The following is a 13,454-nucleotide window of genomic DNA, read 5'->3' as shown; positions in this document are numbered from 1 at the left end:
GACCAGCATCCCGGTCCCGGGTGGCGGTCCTGACCGCCGCAGCGTGGGGCATGATCCGCGTCCTTGCGATAGCTGCTCGAGGGTCAGTACCCCGTCAGGGTACCAAGTTCAGTATTTGAGGCCAGCCGGGGCTATTTTCAACCGGGCGATGACCACTGCCCTCAAGGCGGTTACAGTAATGGCGATGACAGTAGAGGACGCCGAAGGGCGGCCATCCAATCAAAAGACAGGAGCACGAGCATGAGATTCAGCTACCAGATCGGCATGAGCGATGGCGACCACTATCTGCCCCTGGCGCAGGCGGCGGAAGCGGCGGGTTTCGATGGCATCACCATTCCCGACAGCATCTGCTACCCACAGGAGGCCAGCTCCAAATATCCTTACAACAAGGATGGGAGCCGCGAGTTTCTGGAAAGCGTGCCCTTTCTTGAAAGCCTGATTGCGGTCGCGGCCATGGCCGCTGTTACCGAAAAGATTCGTTTCGCCACGTTCGTCTACAAGCTGGCAGTGCGCCAGGTGGCTGTCGTGGCGAAGCAGGTCCAGAGCATTCAGGCCCTGTCCCACAACCGCTTTGATTTCGGCGTCGGCATCAGCCCCTGGGAGGAGGATTTCGCGGTCTGTGATGTGCCCTGGGAGAAGCGCGGCCTGCGCCTGGATGAGCAGATCGACATCCTGCGCGGCCTGGAGACGGGCGAGTTCTTTGGCTATAGCGGTGAAATCCACAAGCTGCCTGCGATCAAGATGTGCCCGGCGCCCACCGCGCCCACGCCCATTCTGGTCGGGGGCCATGCGGAGCCGGCGCTGCGCCGGGCAGCCAAGGTCGGTGACGGCTGGATGTGCGCGGGCGCCGACATGCAGCAGCTGGAGGGGTACATCCGCCGCCTGCATGAAATGCGCGCTGAATACGGCACCAGTGACCGTCCTTTCCGGATATTCACCACCGGCCAGGACGCGTTCACCGAGGCAGGTATCCGCAAGCTGGAGGAAATCGGTGTCAGCGATGTGATCATCGGCTTCCGCAACGTCTATGAAATGGAGCCCGACAAGCCACTGGACGAAAAGATTGCCATGTTGAACTGGTACGCGGGCGAGTTCCTCAAGCGCTGATCCCGCGGCGGCGTTCGCCTCCAGCATAGGCCCGGGCCCGCGGATGCGCTAAAGTGCGCGCTTTGCGCTGGCCGCTGCCGATGAACAATCTGCTGCTGTACACCATCACGGTGGTGATCTGGGGTTCCACCTGGATCGCCATCAAGTTCCAGCTTGGCACCGTGGCGCCCATGGTGTCCATCGCCCACCGCTCCATGCTGGCCGCCCTGCTCATATTCCTCTACCTGGTATTGCGCCGGCGCCTGCTGCCGCTGTCGCGGCGGGATCATGTCATGGTCTGCCTGCAGGGCCTGTGCCTGTTCAGCGGCAACTATATATTCATTTATCACGCCACGGCGGAGCTGGCCAGCGGCCTGGTGGCGGTGGTGTTCTCGACCATGGTGATTCTTAACATGGTCAACGGCGCGATCTTCCTGCGCCTTCCAAGTATAAGAAGAATAAACGCCCTTTTTGCCTGAGTCCAGCAGTAGCCTTGTCCAACATGAAGTGAGTCTGAAGGCCCGGGGTGTTTCCAATATGAAATGAGTCTGAAGCTTACTCGGGATCCGTTCATGATGGGGGATGAAAACCATCATGAAGCTCGACGATTTGACCACCACAGACCAGCTGCGGGATTTCCTGTCGGGCACCCAGGCGGTAGCCTTTTCGGTCTTGGGAGACAAGGATGCCAGCTACCGCTGGATACAGGGGGGGGAGCTGGTCAGATTCCGCTACCTGACCTCTGCCCGGCCGGACAAGGGGGTGGTGATCCGCTACCTGATGAAGGTGAGCGGCTATTCCCGCCAGCAGATAACCCGACTGGTCGCCCAGTACCGCGATACCGGGCAGCTGAAGCGCCGCCAGCGAACCGTAGCGGGCTTTGCCTCCCGTTACTCCACTGAGGACATTCGCCTGCTGGCGGCCATGGACGAGCGTCACGAGACACCCTGTGGCCCCGCCGTAAAAAAGCTCTGTGAGCGTGCTTATCGGGTATTTGGCCAAGCGGAGTATGAGCGGCTGGCGACAATCTCGGTCAGCCACCTGTACAACCTCCGCCAGACGACGACCTACACCCGACAGCGGCGTCACTTCGAAAAGACCCGGCCCAAGGTGTCGAGTATCGGTGAGCGGCGCAAACCCCGGCCCAACGGCAAGCCCGGCTACATCCGTATCGACACCGTCCACCAAGGCGATCAGGACAAGCAGAAGGGGGTTTATCATATCAATGCTGTCGATGAGGAAACACAGTTTGAAGTCGTCTGCAGCGTCGAGAAGATCAGTGAACTGTACCTGATCCCCGGACTGCAAGAGATGCTGGAGGCCTTCCCCTTCACCCTGCTTGGCTTCCACTCAGACAACGGCTCGGAATACATCAACAGCCAGGTCGCTGATCTATTGGACAAGCTGTGTATCGAGTTCACCAAGTCGCGCTCTCGGCACAGTAACGACAATGCGCTGGCGGAAAGCAAGAACGCGGCGGTGGTGCGGAAACAGTTCGGTTACAGCCATATTCCCCAACGCTGGGCGCCGCTGATCAACGAGTTCAATCGACAGCACCTGAACCCCTATCTCAACTTCCACCGACCCTGCTTCTTCCCGGAAACCCTTACTAACGCCAAGGGCAAAGAGCGCAAGGTTTACCGCTATGAGAACCTCATGACCCCGTACGACAAGCTCAAGTCACTGCCCGATGCCAAAGACTATTTGAAACCGGGGGTGACCTTTGAAATACTCGACGAGGTTGCCCACCAGATCAGCGACAACCAGGCGGCGGACCAACTACAAAAGGCCCGCCAAACACTCTTCAAAATCATCCATGGACGGTCCCTCAGCACAGGCTGACTCAACACCGGCCTTTAGACTCATTTATGGATTGGAAAATACTTAGTGGGCGAAATTGGTGCCGCGCAGCAAGCACGCAGTCCGCGACACCTACTTGCAAAAGCGTCCACCGTCTGCATGTGCTTTCCTATGTCATAGATTCCTATAGTGCAATATAGTGGTAGTACACCTTATCTACGGATAGCAAGATGAAGCGGAATCGCTGGGGTCAACAGACTCGGCAGGACAATGTGGAGTGCGGGCGAGACATCATTCTTGATGCGGCAAGGGCTTGTTACGCAGAGAAGGGCGTCACGGCGACAAAACTAGACGATATAGCCCGGAAAGCTCATATTTCTCGGCGTACGGTTTATCGATACTTTCCGAATAAGCACGCTATCGTCCAGGAAGTTGTTGACGAACAGGCTTTAGTTTTTTTTACACGAATGCAGTCCTACCTAAAAGATAAGGATGAGTGTTTCCCTGCCTTAATTAAAAGTATCATTTTATACGTGGTTACATACGGCCCCAGAGTCCCGGGACACACAATGTTGATGAGCTCAATCAATACTGGCGAAACAGGTATGAAATTTATCACATCCCCAAAAATATTCGGATACTGGGAGATAGTATTACGCGGTCCATTCGAGAACGCACGCCTCAATGGAGAGATTAATCACGATATAAGTTTACAAGAGATTATAGCGTGGACGGCCAGAGTTATTTTTTCTTTTATTCAGTTCCCGGTGGAAAAAAAACGCTTAGCCCGAGTGATTGACCGTTTTGTGGTGACGGCAATCGAATCAGGAACGTCGAAAAACCTGTAGAGACGTTCTGCTTCTTCGTCACGCTATGTCGATTTTAGAATCGAGCCCGCGGGGCTGGCAATTAGGGATACTCTGAATAAGTCTGGATTTTTGCGATAATACGCCATGCCCCAACAACAGGATGTCAGCATGACCCAGATGACCTTCGCCGAAGCTGAATTTGCCAACAAGAAGCGCAAAACCCGGCGAGAAATCTTCCTGGAGCGCGTGGAGGCTCTCATTCCGTGGGCCAAGCTGGAGAAGAAGCTCCGCAAGCATTATCCCAGGGGTGAGAATGGTCGCCCGCCTTACCCGCTTCCGACCATGCTGCGGGTGCATTGCCTGCAGTTGTTCTACAACCTCAGTGACCCAGCCATGGAAGACGCGCTCTATGAGCTGGAATCCATGCGCCGGTTTGCCGGCCTGCGGCTCTTGGAGCGGATTCCCGACGAAACCACTATCCTGAACTTCCGGCACTTCCTTGAGAAGCGTGGTCTGGGTCAGGTCATCTTCGATACCGTCAACCAGCACCTGGCTGATGAAGGTTTGGTACTCAAGGAAGGCACCATCGTGGATGCGACGATCATCGCCGCACCGAGCTCGACCAAGAACAGCGACAATGCGCGCGACCCTGAGATGCATCAAGCCAAGAAGGGAAACCAATGGCACTTTGGTATGAAGATGCACATCGGCGTCGATGAGACCTTTGGCCTGATCCATAGTGTGGCGACGACTCCGGCCAATGTCAGTGACATTACCGTAGCGGATCAGCTGCTGCACGGAGAAGAGAAAACGGTCTGGGGAGATGCTGGATATACAGGCATTGAGAAGCGCGAGGAACACAAGGACCGCCCGGTCGACTGGGAGGTCGCCATGCGTCTCGGACGCCGCGCCTAACTCCCCGAGAGCAGTCTGCTGCATGAGGTTGAGAGGATGAAGGCCAGTATCCGGGCCAAGGTCGAGCATCCGTTTCTGACCATCAAGCGGATCTTCGGCTACAGCAAAGTCCGCTACCGGGGCATGCAGAAAAATCACAACCGATTGATAGTGCTCGCAGCGTTCAGCAACCTGCTGCGCGCCAGGCCGTATCTGGCAACATAGGTTAGTGCGCCCGCTGCACGGGAATTGATCCTGCCCACCAACAGTGGACACGTCCCTAAGCGACCAGTTTTGCCTCAAACGCCGACGGGCTGATATTGCCATTGGCGCTGTGTCGGCGGTCTCGATTGTAGTCCACTTCAATGTACTCGAATACCGTTTGCCTCATCTCCTCCCGGGTGCCGAGGCGTTCGCCATGGACTGCTTCCACCTTGAGAGAATGGAAGAAGCTCTCGGCGCAGGCGTTATCATAGCAATTGCCTCGGCCGCTCATACTGCAAATCAGGCCATGCTCGTCCAGCAGCGTCTGGTAGGCTTTTGAGCAATACTGGCTGCCGCGATCGGAGTGCACAATGACACCGGTGGGCATGCCGCGACGCCACAGAGCCATCATCAGCGCGTCGCAGACCAACTGCGCCGTCATGCGCTCTGACATAGCCCAGCCCACCACCATGCGTGAGTACAGGTCAATGACGGTGGCAAGGTAGAGCCAGCCTTCGTCGGTCCACAGGTAGGTGATATCACCCACGTATTTCTGGTTTGGTGCTGTCGCGGTGAAATCTTGATTCAACAGATTCGGTGCCTCTGGCAGATCGTGGTTGGAGTTTGTCGTTGCTTTGAATTTTTTCGCAGCCTTTGCCCGTAAACCCTGGCGACGCAGGCTGTTGGCCACCGTCTTGCGATCATGCTGGTGGCCGGCGTCCGCCAGATCCAGGGTCAATCGTGGCGAACCGTAACGACTTTTCTTGCGCTCGAAGGCCTCCTTCACCACCTCATCCAGATGGCGTCGTTCTTCCTGGCGGGGCGAGGGCTGCTGTTGCCGCTCGCGCCACCGATAGAAGCCGCTGCGGGACACCTCAAGTACTCGCCCCATCGTCGTCACTCGGAAATTGCCTGCATGCTGATCCATAAACACATACTTCACTTCAGGCTTTTGGCGAAGTATGTGGCCTTTTTTACTATGGCGAGTTCCTCTGCCTGCTCAGCCAACTGGCGTTTGAGTCGGGCAATCTCGACGGCCTGTTCCTGCTCTACCTCGGACCGATCCTGAGCTACCCGAGCCTTTGTTCTCCAGCTATACAGCTGTGATTCGTGCAGCCCAAGCTCCTTGGCGGCCTTGGCCACTCCGACTTTTTCCGCCAGGGCCAACGCTTCGGCCCGGAACTCCGGGGCTTGTTGCCGCCGCGGTGTTGATTTCTTTCCTGTTTGCTTTGTCATGATTCACCTCTGTAGCGTAGTTTACTCGCTTCAGTCGGTGTCCATCACTGGTGGGCAGGATCAAATTACCCGGCAGCGAGGCAAGGAAAACCCCAAAACTGGGAAGTGTATGACCAAAAATCACCATTTTGAGCTCTGTGCGCCTGAAATCATCGGTTGTTCAGAGCTTCCTTAGATAAATTCATTGACCACTAGCTCCGGTGGGCTGGTGCCAAAGGCCACCACGATCAGGCCTACCACCAAGCCGCGGCTACCGAGATTCTCAGCCAGTCTGGATTGGATAACCGATTCACAGACAGATAAACCCATATTGTCATTATGCCAATACTCTCCTGGTCATGGGCTTGTAGATTGTGGTGGATATATCCGTTAAATCCAGTGTGTCGCTGGAACCAATTTTCCCTTCTGCGCTCGCCTGGCCGAGTACTTGCAAAACGTCCATGGATTCATCTGCTTCAATTTCATAGATTGCAAGGTACTTATGCTTTGTCGGCTCAGGTGCTTGATCTGCGTCCACCCTAAATCGTTGTGCTGCGACAAAACCCGGCACCTGCAACACTTCGGCGAGGTGAGTGTCGCTGTACCATTGATTGTAAGCGTCTTCATTCCCTTCAGTCGGGTTGCTGTATACAGCGATAATATACTTTTCCACTTTAAACTCCTGATGTTGACTAAAAAGCTGGGGCAGACGTGGTCTTGAAAACCCAAAGCTGCCACGATGTGAAAACTTGCTGATGACCTATCCTGCTCAATTATCGGTCTCACAAGAAGATGTTCTGTCCTCAGCTTAGTCTACGGCATTGGAGTCTGGTAGATCACCACACAATGTCCAGAAAGCAATGCAGACTTACTCTACAACGTTCGCCAGCGCTGCGCTGCGACCTGCCAGGCGACCAAAAAATGTGGCATCACCAACCGACATGCCACTGGCATAGCCTTGCGCCGTGCGTGGAAGGCCTGCGCTGGCGCGGCCAGCCGCATACAAGCCAGGAATAGCCTCGGCATCGATGTTCAGTACTTCGCCCGATGGTCGGGTCTGCAGCCCACCCAACGTGAACATCAGTGGGCCTGACGTGCCGGGCATGATCACAGCCCTCATTTCCTCTGCAGAATATTCCACCAGCGCGTAGGGCCCCTTGGTAAGCGGCTTCAGCCACTCCGCCGTTTTATGGAACAAGGGATCTTTGCCAGCTGCCGCATGCAAATTGAAGTAGCTCACGGTCTGTTCCAACACACCTTCAGGAAAAGGCGCTTCTGCCGCGAGTTCTGCGATCGTTTCGCCACTCGCCACCAGGCGAGGGCGTTCCAGGTAGTCCGAAGGCTCAAAGTCTTCATTCTGCACCAGCAGATAGAAGCGTTTCTTTGGCTGCTGGCAGGAATACCAGGCCAAACGCGCCAAATAGGAATCTTCATTGATATAGCGCTGACCATACTGATTCAAGAGAATCCCGTAAGTGAGCTTTGCCGGTGGATAGAGCGGAAAGGAGAGGAATGCCTGCTCCATATTTACCGCGACTCCGCCTGCCGCCATTCCCAAAACAATGCCATCGCCCATATCGAATGTGTTGCCGTATCCAACGGCATACGAATGAACCTCTGGCATATAGCGTTTGGTCATACTCTCATTCATCACAAAGCCGCCCGTGCTGAGTATGACGCCCCGATCCGCGCGAATTGCCACGTCTCGATTTTCGTGACGGACAATAGCGCCGCGAACCCGCCCCTCCCGGTCTGTGAGCAAAGCGGTTGCGCGCGTGTCATGCAGGATATCAACGCCCGCATCAACCACATGCTGCATAAGGGCTTCCATAAAAATCCTGCCACCTTCATCGCCTTCCCTGGAAGGCACGTGGCCCCGTGGCACCGGTTCCGCAACCTTGTTAAAAGGATGGGCCTTCTCGTTACCCGTGTAGAGCAGCGATTCGTCTGTCAGCGGCACCACCGTGCGCTCAAGAAACGCGGCGCGCTTGTAGCTGACACCCAGTGACTCCACCCAGTCGAAGTGCGCTGCTGCGCCCTCCGCATAAATTCGGATCTTTTCTGCATCGCCGTATTCGCCCAGCGCCTCGGTAAGGTAGGCAATCATGTTTTCCGTGCTATCTTCCAGCCCGAGATCTTTCTGCAGTGCGGTGCCGCCACTGCCACCGAGATACATCTCACAGCTGGACATCACTGTGGAACCCCCGCCGGCACTGGCGCGCTCAACTATCAACACACGGGCGCCCTGCCGTGCGGCTTCCAGCGCCGCTGAAGCACCTGCGCCGCCGTAGCCGCACACCAATACATCAGTACTGGCAAAAAAATCACCAACGGCCTCAAATGAACGGATTTTACTCGGTGGTAGTTGTTGGCTCATATTGAACTCCTCGACTAATGGCCACGGCTGACGATCACAGTAGCTTGAATCCAAAAATATCCTTGACCGATATTAGATTAAGTGTAGCGACCAGGGAGGTCACCATTCCATACATTGATGCCTCCCTACCACAGAGGGCGCAGTTGAAAATGCATACGGCGCTCGCGAATCGCTGCCTCACGCTCCTCCGCTGTCACTCTCGCCGTATCGGCAGGCAAGAAGCTATCTAGATCGGCAAACTTCACCTTGGTGACTTCGGGAATAGGCGTACCGGCACAGCCCGTCCAGCGGCCCTGCAGAGCGCCAGAAGCATGGCCCGCGGGATCAAGCCAGTTGTGTATCCCAGGATCCTTCAACGACAGCACGAAGCGCACTACCCCATCCACGTCTACACGTGCCTGAGTATCATTCAGGCTACTCTGGTTGTTAATCCAGTCGATGGTTTGGTAAATATCGTTGGTGAGAATTGTCGACCAATAGAGGCACTCGTCTGGCACTTTAGCCTCCACCACCAGCGCCTCGTCAGCTGTGATTTCGTAGGCACCCTCATAATAAAACTGCCCTTCCAGTGAGCCAGGGGTGTGCATGATCCGCAGGCGATTGAGATAACCCGCGTTGCGCATGTTATCAACGTGCGTTACCAGCGACAGGGCCACGTTGCCAATCCGCAGCGCAAGGATATCCAATCGCGCCTGAAGCTCAGCGGCACTGACTCTAACGCGTTGCACCGGAGTGTCCAGGCGCTCTATCGCGACACGCCAGTCTCTCTCACTGGCCCAGTTCGAAGACATCTGCCTGATCATCAGGAACCCCGTTCCCGGGCGCAGCTCCCACCAGTCCCCTTTATGGTCATCTGGACGCTGGCGACTGAGAAGCACGTCAAAACGACCTTGACCATCAATCGTGAGTTCGTTGAAATCATTGTAAGCAAGAGCTTGCAGGGATGAAGGTCCATCCTCAAACGCCACCTCATTCGTTAGCGAACGAAACTGGGCCATCTTGATAATACGCACGGAACCACTGTCCCCTCTCAGTCGGTAAGTACCTTGATCGGAGATATTCGCATTCAGATAGACAGTATCTGCATTGGGCTGGAAAATATTGATCGCCGCACCCAGAGACGGCAGAAATACGGGGTGCTCTTCATCGGCAGCAAGCACTTCCAGCACTTCGCGCGCCATCGCCTGGAGAATCAGACTGTCAGCTTCCCGCTGCACTTGGGGGTCATCGCGCAGCCGTTCCGGCAAGCGTGCCTGCATGCGCTGTCCCACCTGTTCCAGCTCGTCGGTGAAACGCGACCACGCAGTTTCCACGCGATCCTCTGCCACAACTGACGCTGATACCAGCACCCCCACCAGCGACACCACCACCCAATGCTTGATTCGTCTCATACATCCCACTCCCCCAAGGCAGGAGTATACTCGCGTCATCGTCAAACCGGACACGGAGTACACCCCGCGACCAAGCTTATTCGACACCGAATATGGGCAGCCCCGAAAGGCGTCGCATCAGAAGTCGTACCGCACATCAACGCCCCACGTACGCGTGTTTCCCCAGCTGTTGGCATAAAGCCCGTCAGGAGGATTAATGCCAAATGTCGGCACATCAAACCCGCCAGTCCGGTATTCCTTGTCGCCAAGATTCTTGCCCCAGAGCGCAATGGCCAAACTTGAGCCAAACGCCTCACGCAACTCAAGCCGCGCATCCAGAAGGGAATAGTTGTCACCCTCTATAAGCGGCGAAGGCCTTACCTGGAAGTACTGGTTGTCGACGTAGGACCAATCAACCCGGGCCACAAGCGTTCCGAGCTCGCCGAGCCGTGCTTCATAGCGTGCGGTAACGCTACCGGTCCAATCCGGCGTGAACTGGAACTCGTAGAGATCAGCAACATCGATAAACTCCAGCGTGGAGAAGTCCTGACTCAGATAAGTATCGTATTCGGCGTTGATCCACCCCAGAGAACCGTTAATCTGTAATGACTCCGTCACGACCCACGTCGCTTCTAACTCAGCCCCGCTCATATTTGCCCCAGCGGCATTCTCTATGCGGCTAAGAAAGGTGAAAGTGTCGGGGTCGATACTGTTCACCTGTACTTGCCAGTCATCCAGCTCCTGGTAAAAAAGCGCAAGATTCAGGCGTAAACGATTGTCAAACAGATCGGATTTGATGCCCACCTCATAGCTTGTTATCTCAGAATCGTCATAGACTACGAAGTTTTGAACTCCCGTTGCTCGGCCGTTGATACCCCCACTCTTGAACCCAAGCGCGTAGGCAGCGTAGAGCATTATGCTGTCAGTGGGCTCATAGGCCACTGTCACACGAGGTGAAACATTGTCCGTCTCGAACGTGTCTTCAGGTGCCAAATCACTGATAGGCAATGTTACGCCCGTAGGAGGGAAAAAGATCGAAGAGCCCACCTTTTTCTTTTCTTCAGAATAACGCAGGCCTGCTGACGCTTTCCATTTATCACTAAACTGATAAGACAACTCTGCATACGCCGCCCATGTATCTGTCTCGGTCTCCAACGTAATGATCGTGCTCGGTGTGGCAGAACCAAACTGCTGTTTCAACTCGTAGAAGCCTTCATCTGAACTTATGAAAACACCGGACACAATATTCAGGCGATCGTCAAGCGCTGAGCCCAGAAACTGGAATTCCTGGGTAAACAAACTGAAATCCTGAGCGAGCGGACCGGAAAGAAAATAGTAGGGAGTCATTGATCGGAAACTGCTCATATCGTTCGAGCGATATCCGGTGAGAGACTTGATCGTGAGGTCTTCAACAGGTCCAACATCCCCAACCTCGTAGGACAGAGTAAGCCCGTTAAAAGTTTGAGTGATCTTGTCGAAGTTTTCGCTTTGAGTAGAGACCGTGCGCGCCAAGGTAGGGTCGCTCGTGGAAGACAGGCCAGGAAAGACAACGTCTAATCCTGCCTCAACCAAGGTTGGCTGCCAGCCGTTTGGGGTCTGATCGGCGTCAAACCACTCGAAGGTGTAGTCGGCAGTAAACCGGTCCCCAATATCCGCAGCCAACGCGATGCGCGCTGTCTGATAATCCTTGCTGTTGAGGTCGGAGAATCTCGTATTCTCGATCAGGCCATCCCGCTTCTGCTGGCCATAGCTAACCCGAGCGGCCAGACCGTCTGTCAGCGGCACATTGACACTAAACTTACCTCCATAGAGTGAGTCACTACCTAGGTTTCCGACAACATAGCCCTCAAATTCATCACTGGGCCGCACGGTGGTAATGTTGATAGCTCCACCCGCCGTATTTTTGCCAAACAGGGTGCCTTGAGGGCCGCGCAGCACCTCAATCTGTTGAATATCCAAGAGATCAAAATAGGCACCCTGCATTCGCGAAATATAGAAGCCATCGACGTAAGTACCGACCATTGTCTCTTCCGTGATGATGTCGTCGGTACGACAAAGCCCGCGCATACACGCGACTAGCGAACTGTCACCACCCGCGCCACGCTGCAATTGCAAATTGGGCGTGAAAACCGACAAGGATGTGATAGCTTCAAGGCCGATTTCACGTAGCGTTTCATTAGTATAGGCACTGACGGCGATAGGCGTCTGCTGCATACTTTCGCCCACCTTTCGAGCAGAGACAACCACTTCCTCAAGCTTGCCCGCCCCTTGCGCCAACACCTGGCCAGGCTGAACGAAAACAAGTGCGAGCGCTCCCAAAACGCTGGAATGCAAGGACAATCTCGGCACAACGAATTTACAGCTGGATCGATCAAACATAACTACTCTCCTTTACCATAATTGTTATAGATATCGTGTATTAACCTACTTCTCAAAAATAACATCACACTTTGCTTATCCGTCCCCTCCAAGCCAGGGTTAGCCAGGGTCGCGGGCTGCCTCAGCAATCGCTTCTTCAATGGGACCAAGCAGACTGGCGGCTCTCGGGTAACCAGCGTACTGAGCGATGAATAGCAGCAGTTCTCGTGCCTCTTCGTCGTTCATTTCGCCGCGCTTTAGTGAGGCTTTTATCTGGATCTTGAAGGTAACCGGCTCGCCCTTATCGGCGATAATACCCAGCAGAAGAATCCGCTTGTCGCGCATCGACAGGGTATCGCGAGTCCAGAGCTCGGCAAAAAGCTGCTCAAGCATGACATCGATAAAGACATGACCTTCTGGAGGCACCGCCACGTCGCCTGCATACACCTCGTTGATCATCTCCAATCCAACTTCGCGTCGAGATCTCTTGCTCATGGCACTCCTCTCCTATCTTTATTTGTGCGCTTTGAAGTGATCAGTCAATCAAGGGTGCCAAACAGCTTGTCGTAAAGCAGGGTGATGGTGGCATAGTTGCCTTTATGCATACTTTCATGATGCACACGGTGCTTTTCTGAAATCCAGCTGAGTGTTCTAAATGGGCTGTAGGGCAAGTCCACATAAATGTGATTTATGATATTCAACTGGGTGAATAACACGTAGGCGATAATGACGCTGCCCACATGGAATGGGCCCAGCAACGCAGCCAGCAAGGGGATGGATACCAGGAACAAGGCCACACCGACAAAGGTCTCGAAGGGGTGTACGTAATAGGCGTCTATATAAGTTGGGCTTCTGGCTTGATGATGCACCGCGTGTATCTTGCGCATCCAGCCGTTGCCATGAAACCAGAAACGATGGCACAGGTAATAGAAGAAATCATATACCATCAAAATGATGATGCTATCGAGCAGCACCCACCAAACCGAATCCAGCTGTAGCGTCAGGCAAAACGGCAGTATCAGCACAAAGAATACTACGTTGGTAACCAGCCCCACATCGCGACTTGCACGCATCACGGGTGCGTATTTTTCCTTGGCCTGTTTCTTTTCGTCTTCTTTCCGATTTACCTCGCGCATACGTTGCAGGGCGGGAATCTTGAACGCAAGAAAGTGACCCAGCCTGGAGATTACCACCACTCCTGCCAGCACGATAAGCGCAGCCTGCCAATGGTACTGAGCCGCAATATTGGATACAAATTGAGACATGACGTACTCCGCAGCTCTCTACTTCAATAATAACCTGGCCGATTTCTCGGGGTGTTCTGGACACGTCATGCCTGAC

Annotated in this window: 10 protein-coding genes and 2 pseudogenes; 5 read left to right on the top strand and 7 right to left on the bottom strand. The window is 54.6% G+C overall.

Going from position 1 to position 13,454, the window contains the following annotated elements; all coding sequences use genetic code 11:
* Positions 1-240: 240 nt before the first annotated feature.
* From Q6D67_RS20125 to Q6D67_RS20105, 5 genes and pseudogenes are all read left to right on the top strand, one after another.
* Complete coding sequence (locus tag Q6D67_RS20125) at positions 241-1,107, top strand: TIGR03619 family F420-dependent LLM class oxidoreductase (RefSeq protein WP_304707471.1); 867 nt, start codon at positions 241-243, stop codon at positions 1,105-1,107.
* Between the two features lie 53 nt (positions 1,108-1,160).
* Positions 1,161-1,565 (top strand): EamA family transporter, encoded by a 405-nt coding sequence (locus Q6D67_RS20120; protein WP_304707469.1) that lies wholly within the window; start codon positions 1,161-1,163, stop codon positions 1,563-1,565.
* A gap of 115 nt (positions 1,566-1,680) precedes the next feature.
* A complete protein-coding gene (locus Q6D67_RS20115; protein WP_304707467.1) occupies positions 1,681-2,928 on the top strand; it encodes a hypothetical protein in 1,248 nt (415 codons plus the stop codon).
* Between the two features lie 188 nt (positions 2,929-3,116).
* On the top strand, positions 3,117-3,734 hold the full coding sequence (locus Q6D67_RS20110) for a TetR/AcrR family transcriptional regulator (RefSeq protein ID WP_304707465.1): 618 nt from the start codon (positions 3,117-3,119) through the stop codon (positions 3,732-3,734).
* Positions 3,735-3,863: 129 nt separating this feature from the next.
* Positions 3,864-4,814, top strand: a pseudogene (locus tag Q6D67_RS20105) (IS5 family transposase).
* A 55-nt stretch (positions 4,815-4,869) separates the two neighbouring features.
* Here the strand turns inward: Q6D67_RS20105 and Q6D67_RS20100 are convergent.
* The 7 genes and pseudogenes from Q6D67_RS20100 to Q6D67_RS20070 all read right to left on the bottom strand — a co-directional run bounded on the left by Q6D67_RS20100 (position 4,870) and on the right by Q6D67_RS20070 (position 13,378).
* Positions 4,870-6,029 (bottom strand): annotated as a pseudogene (locus Q6D67_RS20100) (IS3 family transposase).
* A gap of 316 nt (positions 6,030-6,345) precedes the next feature.
* Positions 6,346-6,681: a DUF4286 family protein gene (locus tag Q6D67_RS20095; protein ID WP_304707464.1), complete on the bottom strand. Its 336-nt coding sequence runs from the start codon at positions 6,679-6,681 to the stop codon at positions 6,346-6,348.
* Positions 6,682-6,876: 195 nt separating this feature from the next.
* The gene (locus tag Q6D67_RS20090; RefSeq protein ID WP_304707463.1) at positions 6,877-8,385 is read right to left on the bottom strand and encodes an FAD-dependent oxidoreductase; all 1,509 of its coding nucleotides are present in this window, start codon (positions 8,383-8,385) and stop codon (positions 6,877-6,879) included.
* Positions 8,386-8,510: 125 nt separating this feature from the next.
* On the bottom strand, positions 8,511-9,776 hold the full coding sequence (locus tag Q6D67_RS20085) for a hypothetical protein (RefSeq protein ID WP_304707462.1): 1,266 nt from the start codon (positions 9,774-9,776) through the stop codon (positions 8,511-8,513).
* Positions 9,777-9,893: 117 nt separating this feature from the next.
* Positions 9,894-12,134 (bottom strand): TonB-dependent receptor, encoded by a 2,241-nt coding sequence (locus Q6D67_RS20080; protein ID WP_304707461.1) that lies wholly within the window; start codon positions 12,132-12,134, stop codon positions 9,894-9,896.
* A gap of 99 nt (positions 12,135-12,233) precedes the next feature.
* Positions 12,234-12,608: a carboxymuconolactone decarboxylase family protein gene (locus Q6D67_RS20075; RefSeq protein WP_304707459.1), complete on the bottom strand. Its 375-nt coding sequence runs from the start codon at positions 12,606-12,608 to the stop codon at positions 12,234-12,236.
* Between the two features lie 44 nt (positions 12,609-12,652).
* Positions 12,653-13,378: a sterol desaturase family protein gene (locus Q6D67_RS20070; RefSeq protein WP_304707458.1), complete on the bottom strand. Its 726-nt coding sequence runs from the start codon at positions 13,376-13,378 to the stop codon at positions 12,653-12,655.
* Positions 13,379-13,454: the final 76 nt, after the last annotated feature.

This window comes from Haliea sp. E1-2-M8, assembly GCF_030649675.1.
Lineage (GTDB): Bacteria > Pseudomonadota > Gammaproteobacteria > Pseudomonadales > Halieaceae > Haliea.
This window is presented reverse-complemented; position numbering and strand designations above follow the sequence as displayed.